This window comes from Streptomyces sp. NPDC092296 (assembly GCF_044755465.1).
Taxonomy (GTDB): domain Bacteria; phylum Actinomycetota; class Actinomycetes; order Streptomycetales; family Streptomycetaceae; genus Peterkaempfera.
On record NZ_JBIVRB010000001.1, the window covers coordinates 744,587 to 764,907 of the forward strand.

General features: G+C 75.7%; 19 protein-coding genes. 11 read left to right on the forward strand and 8 right to left on the reverse strand.

The features are described 5' to 3' along the window. Positions 1-3: 3 nt before the first annotated feature. The 3 genes from ACIQGZ_RS03475 to ACIQGZ_RS03485 form a co-directional block, all read right to left on the reverse strand. Positions 4-576 carry a hypothetical protein gene (locus ACIQGZ_RS03475; RefSeq protein ID WP_402599057.1) on the reverse strand — a complete coding sequence of 191 codons (573 nt, stop codon included), beginning with the start codon at positions 574-576 and terminating at the stop codon, positions 4-6. Between the two features lie 100 nt (positions 577-676). Continuing rightward, positions 677-1,198, reverse strand: coding sequence for a DUF402 domain-containing protein (locus tag ACIQGZ_RS03480; protein WP_402599058.1), 522 nt, complete (start codon positions 1,196-1,198; stop codon positions 677-679). Positions 1,199-1,311: 113 nt separating this feature from the next. Further along, the gene (locus tag ACIQGZ_RS03485) at positions 1,312-2,142 is read right to left on the reverse strand and encodes a hypothetical protein (RefSeq protein ID WP_402599059.1); all 831 of its coding nucleotides are present in this window, start codon (positions 2,140-2,142) and stop codon (positions 1,312-1,314) included. Between the two features lie 173 nt (positions 2,143-2,315). Here ACIQGZ_RS03485 and ACIQGZ_RS03490 point away from each other — a divergent pair, with 173 nt between their 5' ends. The 3 genes from ACIQGZ_RS03490 to ACIQGZ_RS03500 all read left to right on the forward strand — a co-directional run bounded on the left by ACIQGZ_RS03490 (position 2,316) and on the right by ACIQGZ_RS03500 (position 5,628). After that, entirely contained in the window at positions 2,316-3,338 is a 1,023-nt protein-coding gene (locus ACIQGZ_RS03490; protein WP_402599061.1) for a Ppx/GppA family phosphatase, read from the forward strand. Positions 3,339-4,069: 731 nt separating this feature from the next. Continuing rightward, positions 4,070-4,861 carry a sugar phosphate isomerase/epimerase family protein gene (locus ACIQGZ_RS03495; RefSeq protein WP_402599968.1) on the forward strand — a complete coding sequence of 264 codons (792 nt, stop codon included), beginning with the start codon at positions 4,070-4,072 and terminating at the stop codon, positions 4,859-4,861. Beyond that, positions 4,858-5,628: a class I SAM-dependent methyltransferase gene (locus ACIQGZ_RS03500; RefSeq protein WP_402599062.1), complete on the forward strand. Its 771-nt coding sequence runs from the start codon at positions 4,858-4,860 to the stop codon at positions 5,626-5,628. Before ACIQGZ_RS03495 ends, ACIQGZ_RS03500 begins: the two co-directional genes overlap by 4 nt. Here the strand turns inward: ACIQGZ_RS03500 and ACIQGZ_RS03505 are convergent. Together ACIQGZ_RS03505 and ACIQGZ_RS03510 are read right to left on the reverse strand one after the other, a co-directional pair. Next, entirely contained in the window at positions 5,594-6,493 is a 900-nt protein-coding gene (locus tag ACIQGZ_RS03505) for a ketose-bisphosphate aldolase (protein WP_402599064.1), read from the reverse strand. The two genes, ACIQGZ_RS03500 and ACIQGZ_RS03505, sit on opposite strands and share 35 nt — an antisense overlap. A gap of 34 nt (positions 6,494-6,527) precedes the next feature. After that, a complete protein-coding gene (locus ACIQGZ_RS03510; protein ID WP_402599065.1) occupies positions 6,528-7,475 on the reverse strand; it encodes an SIS domain-containing protein in 948 nt (315 codons plus the stop codon). A gap of 162 nt (positions 7,476-7,637) precedes the next feature. Between ACIQGZ_RS03510 and ACIQGZ_RS03515 the strand changes: the two genes are divergently transcribed. The 3 genes from ACIQGZ_RS03515 to ACIQGZ_RS03525 all read left to right on the forward strand — a co-directional run bounded on the left by ACIQGZ_RS03515 (position 7,638) and on the right by ACIQGZ_RS03525 (position 11,017). Then, positions 7,638-8,438 carry a DeoR/GlpR family DNA-binding transcription regulator gene (locus ACIQGZ_RS03515; RefSeq protein WP_402599067.1) on the forward strand — a complete coding sequence of 267 codons (801 nt, stop codon included), beginning with the start codon at positions 7,638-7,640 and terminating at the stop codon, positions 8,436-8,438. A 195-nt stretch (positions 8,439-8,633) separates the two neighbouring features. Continuing rightward, the gene (gene ilvD / locus ACIQGZ_RS03520; RefSeq protein ID WP_402599068.1) at positions 8,634-10,493 is read left to right on the forward strand and encodes a dihydroxy-acid dehydratase; all 1,860 of its coding nucleotides are present in this window, start codon (positions 8,634-8,636) and stop codon (positions 10,491-10,493) included. 38 nt (positions 10,494-10,531) lie between these two features. Continuing rightward, positions 10,532-11,017, forward strand: coding sequence for an EamA/RhaT family transporter (locus tag ACIQGZ_RS03525; RefSeq protein WP_402599069.1), 486 nt, complete (start codon positions 10,532-10,534; stop codon positions 11,015-11,017). A 689-nt stretch (positions 11,018-11,706) separates the two neighbouring features. Here the strand turns inward: ACIQGZ_RS03525 and ACIQGZ_RS03530 are convergent. Then, positions 11,707-12,156, reverse strand: a complete 450-nt coding sequence (locus tag ACIQGZ_RS03530; protein WP_402599071.1) for a hypothetical protein — start codon at positions 12,154-12,156, stop codon at positions 11,707-11,709. A gap of 181 nt (positions 12,157-12,337) precedes the next feature. Here ACIQGZ_RS03530 and proC point away from each other — a divergent pair, with 181 nt between their 5' ends. Both proC and ACIQGZ_RS03540 read left to right on the forward strand, forming a co-directional pair. Continuing rightward, positions 12,338-13,147: a pyrroline-5-carboxylate reductase gene (gene proC, locus ACIQGZ_RS03535; protein ID WP_402599073.1), complete on the forward strand. Its 810-nt coding sequence runs from the start codon at positions 12,338-12,340 to the stop codon at positions 13,145-13,147. A 32-nt stretch (positions 13,148-13,179) separates the two neighbouring features. Next, on the forward strand, positions 13,180-13,854 hold the full coding sequence (locus tag ACIQGZ_RS03540; protein ID WP_402599075.1) for an HAD family hydrolase: 675 nt from the start codon (positions 13,180-13,182) through the stop codon (positions 13,852-13,854). Here ACIQGZ_RS03540 and ACIQGZ_RS03545 read toward each other — a convergent pair whose 3' ends face one another. Continuing rightward, positions 13,855-15,576 carry a hypothetical protein gene (locus tag ACIQGZ_RS03545; RefSeq protein WP_402599077.1) on the reverse strand — a complete coding sequence of 574 codons (1,722 nt, stop codon included), beginning with the start codon at positions 15,574-15,576 and terminating at the stop codon, positions 13,855-13,857. Between the two features lie 286 nt (positions 15,577-15,862). Between ACIQGZ_RS03545 and ACIQGZ_RS03550 the strand changes: the two genes are divergently transcribed. Further along, positions 15,863-17,062, forward strand: a complete 1,200-nt coding sequence (locus ACIQGZ_RS03550; RefSeq protein WP_402599078.1) for an MFS transporter — start codon at positions 15,863-15,865, stop codon at positions 17,060-17,062. A gap of 37 nt (positions 17,063-17,099) precedes the next feature. Then, positions 17,100-18,350, forward strand: coding sequence for an acetoin utilization protein AcuC (locus tag ACIQGZ_RS03555; RefSeq protein ID WP_402599080.1), 1,251 nt, complete (start codon positions 17,100-17,102; stop codon positions 18,348-18,350). Between the two features lie 190 nt (positions 18,351-18,540). Here the strand turns inward: ACIQGZ_RS03555 and ACIQGZ_RS03560 are convergent, their stop codons facing one another. Next, complete coding sequence (locus tag ACIQGZ_RS03560) at positions 18,541-19,713, reverse strand: helix-turn-helix domain-containing protein (RefSeq protein ID WP_402599081.1); 1,173 nt, start codon at positions 19,711-19,713, stop codon at positions 18,541-18,543. 298 nt (positions 19,714-20,011) lie between these two features. On the opposite strand from ACIQGZ_RS03560, the gene ACIQGZ_RS03565 reads away from it, so the two are divergent. Beyond that, positions 20,012-20,149 carry a hypothetical protein gene (locus ACIQGZ_RS03565; RefSeq protein ID WP_402599082.1) on the forward strand — a complete coding sequence of 46 codons (138 nt, stop codon included), beginning with the start codon at positions 20,012-20,014 and terminating at the stop codon, positions 20,147-20,149. Positions 20,150-20,321: the final 172 nt, after the last annotated feature.

Here is a 20,321-nt window from a genome sequence, read left to right on the forward strand (position 1 = left end):
CGGTCAGTGGCCGCCGCTGGGACGGTCGCAGCCGACGTGGTCGGGGTAGCCGGCGAAGGCGTCCGCCTCGGTGGCGGCGCGGTTCATCGCGCCCTCCACACAGAGCGGGTAGGTGTCGATGAGGAAGCCGACCGCAGTGGGGCCGTTCTGGTACGACGTCACCTTCCCGGCGGGAAAGCCGAGGTCGATGAGTGCGCTGCGGGTGCTCTCCGGGTCGAAGTCACGGTGCTTGCGCAGTGGTTCGAGCGCTCCCCGGACGCGTGCGACGGCCGCGAGCCCGTCGCAGCGGCTCTGGCCGTGCAGCGGGAAGGGGACCATGAAGCCGTGGTTCTCGGCGTAGTGGTCGGTGACCGGCGCGGTCGGGTCCGAGGCGGCCGAGCTCGGCGCCGGCACGGCGCTCTCGCCGGGGCAGGCGAAGTCCACCGGTGTGCTGGGCTGCGCCACCGCCGTCCGCGAGGGGCCGACCGCACCGGCGGTGTCCCCCGGCCGCTGTGTTCCGCACCCCGCCGCCAGCGTGGCCAGCACCGCCAGCGGCAGCATCCCGTGCCGGACTGCCGCCGTCCTGATCCTTGTCATGTGCCGAGTCATGTGCCGATCCTGCCGCGCGGCGCGGCGGGCGTCATGAGTCCGGCTACTCAGGCATCCCGGTCCGTGGCCTCCCGAAGGTGACATGGCGTCAGCCGAGGAGGGTGGTGAAGGCGTCCCGCGAGAGTGCTTCCAGTTCGTCCAGGGCGGCTCGGGCGCTGGCCGCCGCAGCGGGGTCGCGCTCTTCGAGGCCGCTGGCCGCGAACTCGTCCTCGTCCAGCCGCAGCACGGTGGAACGGTCGGCGGAGAGCCACAGGTCGAGGTCCAGGTCGGCCACCACCAGGGCGCCGTCGCGGACCTCGGCGGGCCGGGTGACGTCGCAGTACCAGCCCTTGAGGACGCCGTCGCCGGTACGGACCTCCTTGACGGCGTACCAGCGGTCGCGCCAGTAGTGCTCGGTGAACACGTCGCCGTGCTCGAACCGTACGAACCCGAAGTCGCGGTCGGCCGCCCCGGCCCAGTCGGCCACCACGGTGATCCTGGTCCCGTCGTCCCGGGTGACCACCGCCGGGTAGCTCACATCGGGGCGCGGGTGCTTGACCAGCCGGACCGCCACCTCGCTGCCCGGCGCCAGCCGCCCGGCTCCGGTCCCCGCGCTGTCCGATCCCTGCATGGCGTCCTCGTCTCCCTGTCGGCGTGGTCCGGCCGGGCCGGCCTCCGCGATCGGGCGGGCCGGGGCCACCGGTTTTCCGCCGGAACCAGAGCCGAAGCCGGAGCCGGGCCAGATCACCGGGCCGGGTCGGCCGGGTGCGGCGCGAGCCGCTGGTCGGAGCGGGTGGCGATCCGCTGCTCGCAGAGGCCGGCCAGTACGGCGTACCCCTCCGGCCCCATCAGCTCGGTGAGCTCGGGCCGGTAGCCGACGTACACCGGCTCGGAGCCGCCGTGCGCCTCCGGGCTGCCGGTGCACCACCAGTGCAGGTCATGGCCGCCGGGACCCCAGCCGCGCCGGTCGTACTCGCCGATGGAGACCACCAGGACCCGGGTGTCGTCGGGGCGGTCCACCCACTCGTAGGTGCGCCGGATGGGCAGCTGCCAGCAGACGTCGGGCTTGGTCTCCAGCGGCTCGCGGCCCTCCTTGAGGGCCAGGGTGTGCAGCGCGCAGCCCGCGCCGCCGGGGAAGCCGGGCCGGTTGAGGAAGACGCAGGCACCGTCCACCCGGCGGGTCTGCCGGTCGCCGTCCTCGTCCAGCTGGGTGATGCCGCCGTCGAGCAGCACCGAGCCGTCCGGGCCGGTGCCCAGGGCGTGGTACTGCCAGCTCTCGGGGGTCAGCCGGGCGGCGTGGGCGGCGACCCGCTGCTCGTCGTCCTCGTCCGACCAGTGGGCGCCCAGCGTGCAGCAGCCGTCGGACTCGCCCCGGCCGGGCCGGATGCCGTGGCAGCCGCGCCCGAAGATGCACGCCCAGCGGGAGGTGAGCCAGGTCAGGTCACAGCGGAAGACCTGGTCCTCGTCGGCGGGGTCGGGGAACTCCACCCAGGCCCGGGGGAAGTCGAGGGACACCTCGCGGCGGCGCGGGGCCGCCTCCGTGCCGTGTGCCGGTTCCGTCTCTGCTGCTGCCACGGGCCCAGCCTATGCCCTCGCGGTGGTGTGGATCGTCCCGTTACGGTGGCATTTGTCACGGTGTGCAGTGGCGGCGCCGGGGCGCGCATCCGCGACCCACGCCGCCGTCGTCCCCACAGTGCCCCCGGAAGCCCCCGCAGCGCAGCGGACGGATGCCGGTAGCGTGAAGCGTTATGCGACTCGGCGTACTCGACGTAGGTTCCAACACCGTCCACCTCCTCGTGGTGGACGCGCACCCGGGTGCGCAGCCGCTGCCGGCCTACTCCTACAAGGAGGAACTGCGACTGGCAGAGCTGCTGGACGCGGACGGCGCCATCACCCGGGAGGGCGTGCGGCGGCTGATCGCCACCGTGTCCTCCGCGATGCGGGTGGCCGAGGACAAGGGCGTCGAGGACGTGCTGCCGTTCGCCACCTCGGCGGTCCGCGAGGCGGTCAACGGCGAGGCGGTGCTGCGGCGGGTCGAGGACGAGACCGGCGTGGCGCTGCGGGTGCTCTCCGGCCGGGACGAGGCGCGGCTGACCTTCCTGGCCGCCCGCCGCTGGTTCGGCTGGTCCTCCGGCCGGCTGCTGGTGCTGGACATCGGCGGCGGCTCGCTGGAGATCGCCTGCGGCCCGGACGAGCAGCCCGACGTCGCCGTCTCGCTGCCGCTGGGCGCCGGCCGGCTCACCTCCGCCCGGCTGCCGGGCGACCCGCCGGACCCGGAGGACGTACGGCGGACGAGGCGGTACGTCCGCGCCGAGATCGCCCGGATCGTCGGTGACGTCTCCCGGCTCGGCGCGCCCGACCACACGGTGGCCACCTCCAAGACGTTCAAGCAGCTGGCCCGGATGACCGGTGCGGCCCGCTCCGAGGCGGGCCCGTACACGCCGCGCCGGCTGGTCAGGGCCGAGCTGGAGGAGTGGGTGCCCCGGCTGGCCGGGATGACGGCGGCGGACCGGTCCCGGATACCGGGGGTGTCCGAGGGCCGGGCGCGGCAGCTGCTCGCCGGGGCGCTGGTCGCCGAGGCCGCCATGGACCTCTTCGGGCTGGACTCGCTGGACGTCTGTCCCTGGGCGCTCCGCGAGGGCGTCATCCTGCGGCGGCTGGACACCATGGCCGACTCCGGCACCGGTGCGGGCGGCGGGGGCGGCGGGGAGGCACTGCTGTGGCCGGCGCCGGCGGCCGGGTCGGTGGGGGGCTCGGCGGCGTGCGCCTGAGGCCCGGCCGGGGCGGGGCGGACCGGGTGTGTCCGGTGGCCGTTCGCGGGGCAGGGGCGGGGTGCCGCCCGAGGGTCGGGACGGCGTGCGGCGGACCGGTGAGGTGGCCAGTGCGTGAGGGAGTGGGCCCGGAAGCGGGTGGCGGGCCGGTACGCGAGGGTGGGGCCGGTACGCGGGGCCGGTGCGCCGCCCCGTGCCCCCGTCCGGCCGCATAGTCTGTCACCGTGGCGGAACCAGCGGACGAGGACGTGACGCGGGCGAGCCGTGCCGACCGGCGCGGTCGCCGGGCCGGCGGTCCACGGGCCGAGAGCGCCCGTACCCCGGAGCCCGCCACCGACGGCCCGGGGCCCGACGCGGCCGGCCGGCGGAGCACCGGCAAGCGGGCCGAGGCCAGGAACCGGGCCCAGGCGACCGGCGAGGCCGCCAAGCGCGTGGTGGCCAAGCGGGCCGCCGCGACCCGGGAGGCGGCCGGCGCCGCCCTGGGAGCGGCTCGGGCCCGCCGGGCGGCGGCCAGGGACGGCGAGAGCCCCGCCGAGGGTGAGCCCGGGACCGATCAGGGCCGCACCCGGGTACGCCGGGCAGCCGCCCGAGCCCGGAAGGCCGCCGCAGCCCCGGCACCAGCACCAACCCCAGCACCAGCCCCGGCCCAGCCCCCCGCCCCGCAGCGCCCCCGCACGGCCGCCGCCGCCCCCCGCCCCGCCGCCCCCGCCCCCCGGCCGTCCGCCGCCAAGATCGCGCTGTCCACCGCCTCCGTCTACCCCGAGAACACCGCCGCCGCCTTCGAGACCGCCGCCCGGCTCGGCTACGACGGCGTCGAGGTCATGGTGTGGACCGACCCCGTAAGCCAGGACATCGAGGCGCTGCGCCGGCTCTCCGACGACCACGGCGTCCCCATCCTGGCCGTGCACGCCCCCTGCCTGCTGATCACCCAGCGGGTCTGGAGCACCGACCCGTGGACCAAGCTGGAGCGCGCCCGCGCCGCCGCCGAGAAGCTGGGCGCGGACACCGTCGTGGTGCACCCGCCGTTCCGCTGGCAGCGGCAGTACGCCCGCGAGTTCGTGCAGGGCGTCTGGCGGATGGCCGACGAGACCGACGTCCGGTTCGCCGTCGAGAACATGTACCCGTGGCGCTACCGGGACCGCGAGGTGCTGGCGTACGCGCCCGGCTGGGACCCCACCGACGAGGACTACCGGCACTACACCGTGGACCTCTCGCACGCCGCCACCTCCCGGGTGGACGCCCTCGCCATGGCCGACCGGATGGGCGACCGGCTGGCCCATGTGCACCTGGCCGACGGCAGCGGCTCCGCCAAGGACGAGCACCTCATCCCCGGCCGGGGGAGCCAGCCCTGCGCCGAGCTGCTGGGGCGGCTGGCCGGCACCGGCTTCGACGGCCATGTGGTGCTGGAGGTCAACACCCGCCGCGCCGCCGACCCGGCCGCCCGCGAGGCGGACCTCGCGGAGGCGCTGGCCTTCACCCGGCTCCACCTGGCCCCGGCGGCCGACCCCGGAGGGACCCGATGACCGCCGACCCACCCGACCTCGCCTCGTCCTTCCACACCGTCGCGGCCGAGTACGACGCCGCCCGACCCGACTACCCCGACGCCCTCTTCGACGCCGTCGAGGAGCTGACCGGACGCCCGCTGACCGGCGCCGACGTCCTGGACATCGGCGCGGGCACCGGCATCTCCAGCCGGGCGCTGCTCGCCCGGGGCGCCCGCGTCACCGCCGTCGAACCCACCCCCGGCATGGCCGCCCGGCTGCACGCCGTCAGCCCCGGGCTGCCGCTGGTGCGCGGCAGCGGCAACGCCCTGCCGTTCCGCGACGACTGCGCCGACCTGGTCTGCTACGCCCAGGCGTTCCACTGGACCGACCCGGAGCGCTCGGTGCCGGAGGCGGTCCGGGTGCTGCGCCCCGGCGGGGCGCTGGCGCTCTGGTGGAACGTCAAGGACCGCCGGGTCCGCTGGGTGCGGGAGCAGGCCGCCCGGCTGCGGGCCGCCTGCCCGCAGTACCACGGCTACCGGCCGTTCCGGGAGTCGCCGCTTGAGCTGGCCCGCTTCGGCCTGCGGATCACCACCGCCACCGTGCACTGGGAGCGACGCGTCCCGGTCGCCACGGCCCTGCTGGACCAGCTCTCCCGCTCCTATGTCGCGGTGCTCCCGGCGGCCGACCGGGAGCGGGTGCTGGCCGCCGAGCGGGCGGCGCTGCTGGCGGAGTTCCCGGACGGCCAGGTGGTGGAGCCGTACGCGACGGACCTCACGGTGGGCATCCCGTACGCACCCCGCCGCTGACCCCGCCCTCGCCCACCGGCTCCAGCGCCGCGACCAGCCCGGTGACGGCGGCGGCCATCGCGCGGCGGCCGGCCGACAGATAGCGGCGGGGGTCGACGACGGCCGGGTCGGCGGCCAGGTGGGCGCGGACCGCGCCGGTCATGGCGATGTTCAGCGCCGTACCGATGTTGACCTTGGTGATGCCGCCCGCGACCGCCCGGCGCAGCTCCGCGTCCGGTACGCCGGAGGAGCCGTGCAGCACCAGCGGCACGTCCAGCGCGCCGCGCAGCCGGACCAGCAGCCCGTGGTCCAGCCGGGCCGTCCTGCGGGTCATGGCGTGCGAGCTGCCGACCGCCACGGCGAGCGCGTCGACCCCGGTGGCGGCGACGTAGGCGCGGGCCTCGGCGGGGTCGGTACGGGCGCCGGGGGCGTGGGCGTCCAGCGGGCCGCCGCCGTCCTTGCCGCCGACCTCGCCCAGCTCGGCCTCCAGCCAGAGCCCGTGCCGGTGCGCCCAGTCGGCGGCGGCGCGGGTGGCGGCGACGTTCTCCTCGTACGGCAGGTGCGAGGCGTCGAACATCACCGAGCCGAAGCCGCAGTCGGCGGCCCGGTGCAGCAGTCCGGCGCTGCGGACGTGGTCCAGGTGCAGGGCGACCGGCACCGACGCCAGCGCGGCGGCCTCGGCGGCGGCCCTGGCCAGTGGCGCGGGGCGGCCGTGGTGGAAGGCCACGGCGTTCTCGCTGATCTGGAGGATCACCGGGGTCCGGGCGGCCTCCGCGCCCTCGATGATCGCCTCGGCGTGCTCCAGGGTGATGACGTTGAACGCCGCGACGGCGCGGCGGGCGGCCGCCGCCGCGGTGACCAGCGGGCCGGTGGCGGTGAGGGGCATGGCTCTCTCCCAGGGCTCCGGGGCGGGCGGGCGGTCAGGCGCCGTCGAGGATCACCGAGCGGGTCAGGTGGCGCGGGCGGTCCGGGTCCAGGCCCCGGGCGGCGGCGCGGGCGACGGCGAGCCGCTGCACCCGGACCAGGTCGGCCAGTGGGTCCAGCGCGCCGTGCACCCACTGGGCGCCGGTGGCCCGGACCTGCGCCGCGAGGCCGTCCGGCGCCGGGCCGCCGAGCAGCCAGGTGGCGGTGGTGCCGGTGCTGATGCTGATCGGGCCGTGGCGGTACTCCATCGCGGGGTACGCCTCCGTCCAGGAGAGCGACGCCTCCTTCATCTTCAGCGCCGCCTCGTTGGCCAGGCCGACCGTCCAGCCCCGGCCGAGGAAGGTGAACTGGGTGCGGTCCAGCAGCCCGGCCGGCAGCGGCGCGGTGAGCGCGGTGGCGGCGTCCCGCAGCACGGCGTCGGAGTGCAGGCCGAGGTGGGCGCGGAGCAGGGTCAGCGCGGTGGTGGCGAAGCGCGTCTGCACCACCGACCGCTCGTCCGCGAAGTCCAGCACCACCAGGTCGTCGGCGGCGTCCCGGACCGGGGTGCCGGGGTCGGCGGTGATCGCGGTGGTACGGGCGGTGCCGCGCAGCCGGGCCAGCAGCTCCAGCACCTCGGTGGTGGTCCCGGAGCGGGTCAGCGCCACGACCCGGTCGTAGCGGCGGCGGGCCGGGAACTCCGACGCGGCGAAGGCGTCCGTCTCGCCGTGCCCGGCGCCCTCGCGCAGCGCCGCGTACGCCTGGGCCATGTAGAGGGACGTCCCGCAGCCGACGACCGCGACCCGCTCGCCGGACGCGGGCAGCGCGGTCGGCCCGGTGGCGGCCAGCTCGGCGGCGCGGCGCCAGCACTCCGGCTGGCTGGCGGTCTCGGTCTCGACATACGACGGCTCGGCAGGCGACGGCTCGACAGGCGGCGGCTCGGCAGGCGACGGCTCGACATACGACATGGCTGCGCTCCAGAAACCCGGAAGATGCTCGTTTCTGCAAAGTATCCCGTCACTTCGAGCATTTACAAGCATCGAACATGCAGATTCCCGCATCCTGCCGGGCTGTGCCACGCTTGCCCCTGCGGTGCCCGACCGCCGCAGCCGCAGATGAGGAGAGTGGCCTTGTCCAGGGATGCCCGGTGGAGCGCACTGCTGGAGCTGCTGGCCCAGCACGGCCGGGTCGAGGTGGAGGACGCCGCCGCCGCGCTGGACGTCTCCACCGCCACCATCCGCCGCGACCTCGACCAGCTCGCCGAACAGCAGCTGCTCACCCGCACCCGGGGCGGCGCGGTGGCGCACGGCGTCTCCTATGAGCTGCCGCTGCGCTACAAGACCGCCCGGCACGCCTCCGAGAAGCAGCGGATCGGCCGGGCCGCCGCCGACCTGGTGGCCGCGGGCCAGGTCGTCGGGCTGACCGGCGGCACCACCACCACCGAGGTCGCCCGCGCCCTGGCGGTCCGCGCCGACATCGCGGGCGACACCGGCGCGGCGGCGGGCGCCCGGCCGGCCCTCACCGTGGTGACCAACGCCCTCAACATCGCCGGTGAGCTGGTGATCCGGCCGCAGATCAAGACCGTGGTCACCGGCGGAGTCGCCCGCCCGCAGTCGTATGAGCTGATCGGTCCGCTGGCCGGGGGCGTGCTGGAACAGATCACGCTGGACGTCGCGGTGCTGGGCGTCAACGCCGTCGACCCCGAGCGGGGGGTGTACGTCCACCACGAGGGTGAGGCCAGCGTCAACCGGCTGCTGGCCGAGCGGGCACAGCGGGTGGTGGTGGCGGCCGACTCCTCGAAGATCGGCCGGGCGGCCTTCGCCCGGGTCTGCGAACCGGCCCGGATCGACGTGCTGGTCACCGACACCGGCATCACCGCCGAGGCATCCGCCCGGCTGACCGAGGCGGGCGTCACCGTGGTCGCCGTCTGAGAAGGGCTCGCCGCCCCGGAGAGCGGCTTGAACCGCATCCCGTCATACGGACGACGTGTCCAGATGGCGGCCCCGTGGGCGTACGCTCGATCGGTACGGCCCCCGGCATCCACGCCGCCGGGCCGTCCGAGAAGCAGAGCAGTATCGCGCGCGCCGCAGGCACCGCCGCCGACGGCGCGAAGGGAGTGGAGCAACGTGCCCGAGCTGAGGTCGCGTACGGTCACCCACGGCCGCAACATGGCGGGCGCCCGAGCCCTTCTCCGGGCCGCCGGTGTAGCCCGTGAGGACTTCGGCAAGCCGATCATCGCGGTCGCCAACAGCTTCACCGAGTTCGTGCCCGGCCACACCCACCTCCAGCCGGTGGGCCGGATCGTCTCCGAGGCGATCCAGGCGGCCGGCGGCGTGCCGCGCGAGTTCAACACCATCGCGGTGGACGACGGCATCGCGATGGGCCACAGCGGCATGCTCTACTCGCTGCCCTCCCGCGACCTGATCGCGGACTCGGTGGAGTACATGGTCAACGCGCACTGCGCGGACGCCCTGATCTGCATCTCCAACTGCGACAAGATCACCCCGGGCATGCTGATGGCCGCGATGCGGCTCAACATCCCCACCGTCTTCGTCTCCGGCGGCCCGATGGAGGCCGGCAAGGCCACCCTGGTCGACGGCACCGTCCGCAAGCTCGACCTGATCAACGCGATCAGCGACGCGGTCAACGAGAGCGTCTCCGACGAGGACATCGCCCGCATCGAGGAGAACGCCTGCCCGACCTGCGGGTCCTGCTCGGGCATGTTCACCGCCAACTCGATGAACTGCCTCACCGAGGCCCTCGGCCTCGCCCTGCCCGGCAACGGCTCGGTGCTCGCCACCCACACCGCCCGCCGCGCGCTGTACGAGGACGCCGGGCGCACCATCGTGGAGATCACCCGCCGCCACTACGAGCAGGACGACGAGACCGTCCTGCCCCGCGCCATCGGCGGCCGCGCCGCCTTCGACAACGCCATGGCGCTGGACATCGCGATGGGCGGCTCCACCAACACCATCCTGCACCTGCTCGCCGCCGCCCAGGAGGCCGAGCTGGACTACGGCCTGGCCGACATCGACGCCGTCTCGCGCCGCGTCCCCTGCCTGGCCAAGGTGGCGCCCAACGTCGCCCCCGGCGGCACGTACTACATGGAGGACGTCCACCGGGCCGGCGGCATCCCCGCCATCCTCGGCGAGCTGTACCGCGCCGGGCTGCTCAACGAGGACGTCCACTCCGTGCACAGCCCGTCGCTGGCCGACTGGCTCAAGACCTGGGACGTGCGCGGCGGCTCCCCGTCCGCCGAGGCCGTCGAGCTGTGGCACGCCGCCCCCGGCTGCGTCCGCTCCGCGACCGCCTTCTCGCAGTCCGAGCGCTGGGAGACGCTGGACACCGACGCGGCCGGCGGCTGCATCCGCGACCTGGAGCACGCCTACTCCAAGGACGGCGGCCTCGCCGTCCTCAAGGGCAACCTGGCCGTCGACGGCTGTGTGGTCAAGACGGCGGGCGTCGACGAGTCGATCCTCACCTTCGTCGGCCCGGCCGTCGTGGTCGACTCCCAGGAGGGCGCGGTCGAGGCGATCCTCACCAAGCGGGTCAAGCCGGGCGATGTCGTCGTCATCCGCTACGAGGGCCCCAAGGGCGGCCCCGGCATGCAGGAGATGCTCTACCCGACCTCGTACCTCAAGGGCCGGGGCCTGGGCAAGGTCTGCGCCCTGATCACCGACGGCCGCTTCTCCGGCGGCACCTCCGGCCTCTCCATCGGCCACGCCTCCCCGGAGGCGGCGTCCGGCGGCACCATCGCGCTGGTCCGCGACGGCGACACCATCTCCATCGACATCCCCGGCCGCTCCATCCGGCTGGAGGTCTCCGACGAGGAGCTGGCCGAGCGCAGGGCCGCCTTGGAGGCGTCCGGCGGCTACCGCCCCGCCGACCGGCACCGCCCGGTCTCCACCGCGCTGCGCGCCTACGCCGCGATGGCCACCTCCGCCGACCGGGGCGCGGTGCGGGACGTCACCAAGCTGGAGGGCTGAGCGCCGGTACGGTACGGGGGCGGGGGATAATCGGTCGGGTGACCGACGACCTCGCCCCCGCCCGCTCCGACGCGCCCCGGCCGGAGCCGATCCGGTTCTTCGGCACGTCCTGGGTCGTACGCGGCCCCGGCTACCGCGCCCGCCGGGTCGCCGTCGCCGTGGGTGCGCTGCTCGCGGCGGTGGCGGGCGCGCTGGTGATGCGGCTGGCCGTCTCCGGGGTGCTGATCTCCGGCACCGGCTCCTTCGTCAACGTCCTGCTGGTGCTCGCGGTGCTGGTCTGCTCCTGCCTGGCCGGAGTGCGCACCTGGAAGGTCCTCGCGGAGGGCCGGGACTCGCTCACCGGCTGGATGGCCGACGACAAGGCCCTGGGTCCGATCCGGATCGTCGGCTTCGTCGGCATGCTGGTGGCGTACTTCGTCCGCAGCCTGCTGGAAGCCCCCGGCGAGGGCGTGGCCCGCACCCGCCACGAAGCGGCCCTCAAGCGCCACCGCCCCACCAAACGCCCCACCCGCCGCCGCCGCTGAACGGCCGCCGGGCTCAGGGGCGCGAGGAACTGCGCGAGCAACCCCCCCACCCGCCGTAGCGCGCCGCCGAAACAGGCACCCCCACCCGGGGTGGCGGCACCCCGCCACCGCCGTGGGGCGTCCCCGTCAGGGGCGCGAGGAACTGCGCGAGCAACCCCCCACCCCCCGTAGCGCGCCGCCCAACCAGCACCCCCCACCCCGGGGTGGCGCACCCCGCCACTGCCGTGGGGCGTCCCCGTCAGGGGCGCGAGGAACTGCGCGAGCAACCCCCCACCCCCCGTAGCGCGCCGCCGAAACAGGCACCCCCCACCCGGGGTGGCGCACCCCGCCACCGCCGTGGGCCGTCCCCGTCAGGGGCGCGAGGAACTGCGCGAGCAACCCCCCACCCCCCGTAGCGCGCCGCCGAAACAGGCACCTCCCACCCCGGGGTGGCGCACCCCGCCACCGCCGTGGGGCGTCCCCGTCAGGGGCGCGAGGAACTGCGCGAGCAACCCCCCACCCGCCGTAGCGCGCCGCCCAACCAGCACCCCCCACCCCGGGCGGCGCACCCCGCCACTGCCGTGGGGCGTCCCCGTCAGGGGCGCGAGGAACTGCGCGAGCAACCCCCCACCCCCCGTAGCGTGCCGCCGCAACAGGCACCCCCCACCCCGAGTGGTGTAACCAGAACAGCCCCAGGAGGCGCCGCCCGCCTAGGACCGCCGCCGCGCCCCCGCCACCGACCCGACCACGCCGACCACCGCGCCCAGGACGGCCGCGTGCCAGATCGCGTACCAGACGGTGGCGAACATGCTCTCCGTACTCAGCACCGTCCGCGCGACCACGTCCAGCACCAGCAGCAGCCCGGCCGGCGCCAACGCCACCCGCCACGGATGCTCCCGCGCCCACCGCCGCAGCCGCCGATCGCCGCCGCCCCGCCCGAGGACCGACCCCACGCCGCCGATCAGGAAGAAGAGGAACAGGGCCAGGCTGACCGGCCCGGCGAGGATGCTCAGCGACCAGTGGCCGGTGATCACGTCGATGCCGAGGGCGGCCGCGCCGCCCAGCGTGCCGACGGCCGCCGCGGTGCGCCAAGGCCCGAGGGTCGCCGATGCGACAGCGAGCTGCCGGGTCTCACCCGGTGTCAAATCTCCGTGTGCCATGTAACCCACGGTGCGCCCGCCGCAGCCCGGAAGCCATAGGGGAGAACCCTGATTCTTCCCGCAGGGGACCCCTGCCCCGCCCGCCCGTCCCCGGTCCGCCACGTGGACGGTCCCGCTGCCGCCGCCCGCCCCGGTGCGAGGATGGGCCGGACACCGCACGGAACCGACGAGTGAGGCCGCCATGACCCAGAAAGTCGCCGTCCTCGGAGCCGGCAAGATCGGCGAGGCGCTGATCTCCGGCCTGCTGCGCGCCGGCCGGACCCCGGCCGATGTGCTGGTCACCGCCCGCCGCCCCGAGCGGGCCGCCGAGCTGCGCGACCGGTACGGCGTGGAGGCGGTCGGCAACGAGCAGGCCGCCAAGGCCGCCGACACCCTGATCCTCACCGTCAAGCCGCAGGACATGGGCACCCTGCTGGACGAGCTGGCCCCGCACGTCCCTGCCGACCGGCTGGTGATCTCCGGCGCGGCCGGCATCCCCACCGCCTGGTTCGAGGAGCGGTTGGCGGCCGGCACCCCGGTGGTCCGGGTGATGACCAACACCCCGGTCCTGGTGGACGAGGCGATGAGCGTCATCTCGGCCGGCGCGCACGCCACCGAGGAGCACCTGCTGCGTACCGAGGAGATCTTCAGCCCGGTCGGCCGTACGCTGCGCGTCCCCGAGACCCAGCAGGACGCCGCCACCGCGCTCTCCGGCTCCGGACCGGCGTACTTCTACTTCCTGGTGGAGGCGATGACCGACGCGGGCATCCTGCTGGGCCTGCCGCGCTCCGTCGCCCACGACCTGATCGTCCAGTCCGCGATCGGCGCCTCGGTGATGCTGCGCGACTCCGGCGAGCACCCGGTGAAGCTCCGCGAGGCCGTCACCTCCCCGGCCGGCACCACCATCGCCGCCATCCGGGAGCTGGAGAACCACGGCGTACGGGCCGCGCTGCTCGGCGCGCTGGAGGCCGCCCGCGACCGCTCCAGGGAACTGGCGGCGGGCGGCAGGTAGCCGCGCCCGACCGGCCGCCTAGAGTGGGGCCGGTGCGCTACGACCTGGTGATCCTGGACAACGACGGGGTGCTCTGCGACAGCGAGCCGATCTCCAACCGGCTGCTGGCCGAGTACCTCACCGAATGCGGCCACCCCACCACCTTCGAGGACTCGGTGCGGGACTTCCTGGGCACGGCGGCGCACCATGTGCACGACGTGGTGCGGGAGCGTACCGGCAGGCTGCTGCCGGACGGCTTCGACGACCTCTTCCACGCCCGGGTGTACGCCGCGTTCGAGGCCGAGCTGACGGCGGTGGCGGGCGCCGAGGGACTCCTCAAGGCGCTCGCCGCCGCCGACGTTCCGTACTGCCTGGCGTCGTCCGCCAACCACTCCTGGATTCGCACCGCCCTGGACCGGACCGGGCTGCGCGGCTACCTCCCGGAGCAGCGGATCTTCAGCGCCGAGGACGTCGGCCGGGGCAAGCCCGCCCCCGATCTGTTCCTGCACGCCGCCCGCACTATGGGCGTACCCCCGGAGCGCTGCGCGGTGGTGGAGGACAGCCCCTTCGGCGTCCTGGCGGCCCGGTCCGCCGGAATGGACGTGTACGCCTACGCGGCACTCACCCCCGCCACCCGGCTGACCGAGGCCCAGCCGACGGCCCTCTTCACCGACATGGCGGAACTCCCCGCCCTGCTGGGCCTGGGCCCGGCAACCCCGGCGCGGTAGTCAGGCCGTGAAGCGGCGGCCGCGCAGCGGTGGTCCGGGCAGTTCGGCCAGGATCAGCGGCAGGGCCACGCCGGAGCCGGGCCCGGTGCCACGGGTCTCGGCGCGCAGTTGGAGCAGCGGTTCGCCGCCGGTGTCCCCGGAGTTGCCGACGGCGGCCAGCGGGGTGCCGGTACGGACCGCCGCCCCCACCGGCACCCGGATGCTGCCCGGCCGCAGATGGGCCAGCACCACCAGTGCCAGGCCGGTGTCCAGGGCGATGTGGTTGCCGAGCGGGTGCGCCGGGTCGGCGGCGGCGCCGGGTTCGTGGTCCGGCAGGCCGTCGACGGCGGCCACCACCGTGCCCTGGCAGGGGCTGCACACCAGGTGCCCGTACACCGCGTAGCTGCTGTTGGCGGCGGGCATCAGGCCGAGCGCGCGGCGGTGCCGCCAGCGCGGTCCGCTGCCCAGCGCGGTGAGGTCGCAGGCGTGCCGGGCGGCCGGGTCGCGGCCGTCGGCGGCGTGCCGGTTGAGCGCGGGCCCACCGGCCTGGAGCAGGCCGAAGGTGCCGCCGCGCAGCGGCGAGGCCAGCGCCAGCGGCGGCGGGTCCGCCGGGCCCGCCGCCGGGCGGCAGCGGGCGGCGGTCCACCCGGCGGCGGCGAGCGCGGCCAGCGGCGGCACCAGGGCGAGCGGGTCGCCGAGCGACCAGGCCAGGTCGGCGCCGAGCACCCGCAGCCCGGCCAGCAGCGTGCCGCAGACGGCGGCGGCGGGCAGCAGCCGGGCGTACGGGGGCAGGGCGTGCCAGGGACCGGCGTGCCGTACGCACCAGCCCACGGCCAGTGCCGCGAGCAGCAGCAGGAACCAGCCGGTGGCGGTCGCGGCCGTCACCGCGAGGGCCAGGTGCAGTACGGTCCACCCGGCGGCCGCCGCCGTGAGCCAGGTGTAGCGGCGTGCGGTGGTCCGGCGGTTCTCGGCGGCGGCCCGCGACCGGGGGCGCGGCCCGACCGGCGACCCCGTGCGCCCACCCGACCGGGGGCCCACCAGCATGCTGGCGGTGGACCCGGTCGGCGGGCGTACCGGCTTGGGCGGAAGGGTGTCCACCGGCGGCCGCTCGGCCGTGGCCGCCATCCCGCCGGCCGGCTCGGCGCCGCTCGGCCCCGGCACCGCCGCCAGGGGCCGGGCGGCTCGGGCGGACCCGTCCGGCCCGGTCGGCCCCGCCGCCGTACCCGGGCCCGGCGGGCCGGACGGCCTGGGCGGGACCCCGTCCACCGCTGCCCCGCCACCGGCTGCCCCGCCACCGGCCGCCCCGCCACCGACGTCCGCGACAGAAGGCCCCGCTGCCCCGCCCCAGCCCGGCCCGCCCACCGACCCCCCGTCCACCGGCCGCACCCCGCCCCGCCCGGCCACCCCGCCGCCGCCGGGCCCCGCCCCCGCCGCCTCTTCCGCCGCCGTCAGCCGGGCCGTCAGCGCCGCCGGCCCCAGCACCAGCGAGCCCAGCAGCCCGTCGCCGTCCAACCGGGCCCACAGCAGTTCGCTGCCGGCCGCGCACTGCACCCGCCACAGCCCCCGGTAGGGCTGCACCGACCGCACGGCGCCGTGCCGCTCCCGCAACTGCTCCACCATCTGCGCGATCCGCTCGACCGGCACCCGCTCCAGCAGCGCCGACGAGAACGCCCCGGGCGGTGGCTGCGGCGCCGTCAGCACGGACGTCAGCACCGCGCGCAGCGCCCGGTCGGCCGCCGACATGCGGCGGGCGTGCCGGAGCCGGGGACCGAGAGCGCGCACCATCCCCACGACGTGTCCTCATCTCTCCCGGGGCCGAAGACCTACGGCACTGACTCTCACGGTAAGCAGCAATGACCGCAAAACATGGCAACTCACCCGAATGGCTGTAGACCGGATGCCAGGATCACCCCGCCGCGAGCCACCGCGACCGGTCGGCGGCAGGCCCTCCCCAAGCGGCGCCGCAGGCCCTACGCTCGCGCCAACGTACTTACCCGGCAGTAGCCGACCGGACGGGGAGAGGCACGCCATGGAGGTCACCGGACGGCTGCGGCAGGCCCGCGCCGCGCTGCTGGTCAGCTTCCTCTGCCAGGGCGTGGCCTTCGCGCTGCTGGTCACCCGCATCCCCGCCGTCCAGGACCGGTACGGCATCAGCGACGCCCTGCTCCCGGTCTTCCTCGCCGCCGTACCGGTGCTCGCGGGCGCGGGCAGCATCGCCTCCGAACGCCTGGTCGGCCGCACCTCCGCTCGGGCCGTGCTGCGCACCGTCCAGCCGCTGCTCTGCCTCTCCCTGGTCGGCGTCGGCGCGGGCGGCACCCTGTGGCAACTGGCCCTGTCGCTGGCCGCGTTCGGGCTGCTGGTCGGCGCCCTGGACGCCAGCATGAACATGCTGGGCGTCGGCCTCCAGCGCCGCTACGGCCGCTCCATCATGCTGGGCTTCCACGCCGCCTTCAGCCTGGGCGGGATCATCGGCGCCTCGCTGGCCTGGGCCGGCGCGCACTGGCACCTCACGCTGCCGACCCTCTTCGGCTGCTCCGCCGCCGTGCTGATCCCGGTCTCGCTGGCCGCGAGCACCCGCTACGCCGGACCGGCCGAGCTGGCCGGGGCCGAACGGGCGGCGGCCGAGGCCGCGGGCCGGTCCCTCCCGTGGCGGCCGCTGCTGCCGCTCTGCTTCGCGATGGCCGCCGCGTACATCGCGGACGCCACCGTCTCCAACTGGAGCGCCAAGTACCTCCAGGACACCCTGCACAGCTCGGAGGAGCTGGCCACCGTCCCGTACAACGCGTACATGGTGACCATGCTGCTCGGCCGCACCCTCGGCGACGCGGGCGTGCAGCGCTGGGGCGCCGTCGCGGTGGTGCGGGCCGGGACGGTGCTGTCGGCGGCCGGCTTCGCCGTGGTGGCCGTCGCCCCCGGGCCGTGGACCGGCATCCTGGGATTCACCCTGCTGGGGGTCGGCCTGTGCGCCATCGTGCCGCAGGTCTTCGCGGCGGGCGGCCGCCGCTTCCCCGACGCCTCGGACGCCGCCGTCGCCCGGCTCAACCTCTTCAACTACGTCGGCTTCCTGGTCGGCTCACCGCTGGTCGGCGCCGTCGGGGACGCCGGTTCGTACCGGGCCGCGATGGCGGTGCCGCTGGTGCTGGTGCTCACCGTGCTGCTGGTCTCCCGGGCGTTCGGCGGCGCCGCCCGGCGGACCGGTACGGCCGCCGTACCCGGCGAGGCGGGCTGACCGGCGCCCGTACCGGCGCTCCGCTAGCGTGGCCGCCATGTCCGACGCCCCGCCCGCCGCCCGGCCCGCCCTGGTCCCCTGCGGGCTCCGCCTCCAGTGGGACGAGGCGGTCACCGCCTACGACTTCGGCCCCGGCCACCCGATGGACCCGATCCGGCTCGCCCTCACCATGCGGCTGGTGGAGGCGTTCGGGCTCACCGAGGCGCCCGGCGTCACCGTCGCGGCCGCCGCCCCGGCCGGCGACTCCACCCTGCGGCTGGTCCACGAACAGGCGTACATCGACGCCGTACGCCACACCGCCGACTACTGGCGCGACCCCGCCGAGCACGACACCGCGCGCGGCCTGGGCACCGAGGACAACCCGGCCTTCCCCGGCATGCACACCGCGTCCGCGCTGATCGCCGGGCAGTCGGTCGCCGCCGCCGAAGCCGTCTGGCCGCCCGCCGGCGCCCCCCACGACCGCGCCCACCCCGCGCACGCGGTCAACTTCGCGGGCGGGCTGCACCACGCGATGCCCGGCCACGCCTCCGGCTTCTGCGTCTACAACGACGCCGCGCTGGCCATCGCCCGGCTGCTGGAACTCGGCGCCGAGCGGGTGGCGTACGTGGACGTCGACGTCCACCACGGCGACGGCGTGCAGCGCGCCTTCTGGAACGACCCCCGGGTGCTCACCCTCTCACTGCACGAGCACCCCGCCACCCTCTTCCCGCACACCGGCTGGGTCAGCGAGACCGGCGGCCCGGACGCGCCCGGCAGCGCCGTCAACCTGCCGCTGCCGCCCGGCACCGGCGACGCGGGCTGGCTGCGTGCCTTCCACGCCACCGTCCCCGAACTGCTCACCGCCTTCCGGCCGCAGGTCCTGGTCACCCAGCACGGCGCCGACACCCACGCCGAGGACCCACTGGCCCACTTCGCGGTCAGCCTGGACGCCCAGCGCGCCCTGGCCACCGCCCTGCACGACCTGGCCCACCGCTGCGCCGGCGGCCGCTGGGTGGCGCTCGGCGGCGGCGGATACGCGGTGGTGGAGGTGGTCCCCCGGATCTGGACCCACCTCACCGCCATCGCCGCGGGCCGCCCCATCGACCCCGCCGCCGACACCCCCGCCGAGTGGCGCGCCGAGGTCTACCGCCGCACCCGCCTACCGGCCCCGTACCGGATGACCGACGGCCGCCACCCCGTCCCCTGGACCGACTTCGCCCACGGCGGCTACGACCCCGCCGACCGCCTCGACCAAGCCATCCTCGCCACCCGCCGCACCACCTTCCCCCACCACGGCCTCCTCCCCTGACCCGGGCGGGGCCCGGTCCCGGACACGGGCGGTTGCGAAGCCGCGCAGATCCGACCCCAGGCGACACTGCCGCCTCATGCGTCCGGCGCGTGAACGCCCTCGCTGTACGCAGCAGCCGTGCCGCCGACCGTTTCCGCTCTCCACCACCGCTGGAGGAGCCGGCGCGCGGTGCGTGGCTGACCCGGGCTCTTCACATGTCCAGTCCGAGGCTTGTGGCGATGTCGACCAGGTCGGGGTTGGACCGCTTCCACTTGGAGACCAGGACGCGGCCCACTTCTCTGGCCATCGGGTGCACCCGGGCGAGCTGTGGCGCCACGTCGTCCGCATCCTTGAGCGAGCGGAGCGCCGCGTCCCGGTCGTCCGTGGCCAGATGCGCGCGGGCGGTGTCGATGTGAAAGTGCGCCACGCGGGTCGGCTTGAGGTCCGGCCCCGGGGTGAAGCCCTCGGCCAGGTCGACGGCCTTGTCCGGCTGGCCCAGCTCTACCAGGGCGGCCAGCCTGTGCAGCAGGGTGTTGCCGGTGCCGAAGGTCAGGTTGTGCGTGAGGACATCGCCGGGGGGCAACTGCCCAGTCAAGGTCGCGGCACGCCGGAGGTGGTCCTGGGCGGTCCCCTTGTCCTCGGCCCGGGAGGCGAGTGTCACCGCCCGGAGGTGGAGGGCCCCCCGCACGGCGGTGGCTTCCAGGCCCGGGACGCCCGCGGCGGCCAGGGCGGTGACGGCGTCCTCGACCACGGCCAGTCCGCGGTCGTAATCGCCTGCGGACTGGAAGGTCCCCGCGCGGTTCCAGTCGGCCGCCGCCTTGGCGATCGGCGTCCACGTCCGGGTGGCTGCCCATTCCTGGCGGGCGGTGATGCTCTCGGCGAGGTCCGCGTGACCGAGCCGGTGCGCGAGGGTGTAGGCGCAGCCGAAGGCATCGCTCAGCAGGGTCCAGGCCGCCGGGGTGTCCACCGCGTGTGCGTAGGCGGTGGCGTCCGTGATGAGTGGGGGGAGTACCCCGGCGAGGTCGTCGTACTCGGTGGCGGCACGCAGCGCGGCGGCTTCCGCCAGGGCACCGGCCAAGGTATCGGCCGTGATTCCACCGGGGTCGCCCGGCAGGTCGTAGCAGCGGACAGCGGCGCGCACCGGGTCGAGGTCGAGGCTGCCGGAGGTGGTGCCTGTGCCGTAGAGGCGTGCGGTCGTGGTGTTCATGGCCTGGGCGATGACGGCGACGACGGGGGGTGTGGCAGCGCGGTCTCCGACCTCGATCTTGGACAGCAGTGAGGAGGAGATCTTGGCCTTGTGGGCCAGCTGGGCCTGCGTCAGGCCGCTGGATTTGCGGAGCATGGCGATGTTCTCCCCGACGGCGGGGCGCGGTTGCTGCGGCATGAGTGCAGGCTCTCAGAGTCGTCGGCGCTACGGCGGTGCCCAGAGCATGCCCGACCTGACGGTCCGTTAACTGTGCAAGTGGTGTGCAAGTTCGCTGGCTACTGTTCGTGCCTGAGCGGTGACAGCATTTGCCTGTGGGTGGGAAGGCCGACCCGCTCGGAGGCGCTCCGAAGCGGGCGGGCCGTACCTGGACGATGCCCGGTGCCCCGCGCTGCGGCGACCCTGAGGCCCGAGCCTCACCGCCCTCCACCCCTGCCGCCGCGCCCCGCGCGGCCGGACCCATGAGAGAAGGGAACCCATGATGATCACCGACGAGCTGTACGAGCCCCCGACGGCCGATGAGGAAGGCACCGTGTGCGGGCTGGCTGCCGGCTCCTACTCCAACGGGCAGTCCGACGACGGCGACTTCTCCACCGTCAAGTGGCAGCAGGGGTGAGTCTCACCGCCCCGTGGTTCGTCGGGGGGGCCGGGGCCCCCCCCCCCCCCCCCACCCCCGCCCCCCCCCCCGCCCCCCGGGGGGGGGCCCCCGCCCCCGCCCCCCCCGGGGGGGGGGGGGGGGGGGCGCCCCCCCCCCGGGGGGGGGGGGGGGCGGCGGCCCCCCCCCCCCC

Bases quoted from the DNA above. Each gene is read 5' to 3' on its own strand.
- ACIQGZ_RS03475 (WP_402599057.1), bottom strand. From the start codon at position 576: ATGACAAGGATCAGGACGGCGGCAGTCCGGCACGGGATGCTGCCGCTG.
- ACIQGZ_RS03480 (WP_402599058.1), bottom strand. From the start codon at position 1,198: ATGCAGGGATCGGACAGCGCGGGGACCGGAGCCGGGCGGCTGGCGCCG.
- ACIQGZ_RS03490 (WP_402599061.1), top strand. From the start codon at position 2,316: ATGCGACTCGGCGTACTCGACGTAGGTTCCAACACCGTCCACCTCCTC.
- ACIQGZ_RS03500 (WP_402599062.1), top strand. From the start codon at position 4,858: ATGACCGCCGACCCACCCGACCTCGCCTCGTCCTTCCACACCGTCGCG.
- ACIQGZ_RS03505 (WP_402599064.1), bottom strand. From the start codon at position 6,493: ATGCCCCTCACCGCCACCGGCCCGCTGGTCACCGCGGCGGCGGCCGCC.
- ACIQGZ_RS03510 (WP_402599065.1), bottom strand. From the start codon at position 7,475: ATGTCGTATGTCGAGCCGTCGCCTGCCGAGCCGCCGCCTGTCGAGCCG.
- ACIQGZ_RS03530 (WP_402599071.1), bottom strand. From the start codon at position 12,156: ATGGCACACGGAGATTTGACACCGGGTGAGACCCGGCAGCTCGCTGTC.
- proC (WP_402599073.1), top strand. From the start codon at position 12,338: ATGACCCAGAAAGTCGCCGTCCTCGGAGCCGGCAAGATCGGCGAGGCG.
- ACIQGZ_RS03545 (WP_402599077.1), bottom strand. From the start codon at position 15,576: ATGTCGGCGGCCGACCGGGCGCTGCGCGCGGTGCTGACGTCCGTGCTG.
- ACIQGZ_RS03550 (WP_402599078.1), top strand. From the start codon at position 15,863: ATGGAGGTCACCGGACGGCTGCGGCAGGCCCGCGCCGCGCTGCTGGTC.
- ACIQGZ_RS03555 (WP_402599080.1), top strand. From the start codon at position 17,100: ATGTCCGACGCCCCGCCCGCCGCCCGGCCCGCCCTGGTCCCCTGCGGG.
- ACIQGZ_RS03560 (WP_402599081.1), bottom strand. From the start codon at position 19,713: ATGCCGCAGCAACCGCGCCCCGCCGTCGGGGAGAACATCGCCATGCTC.
- ACIQGZ_RS03565 (WP_402599082.1), top strand. From the start codon at position 20,012: ATGATGATCACCGACGAGCTGTACGAGCCCCCGACGGCCGATGAGGAA.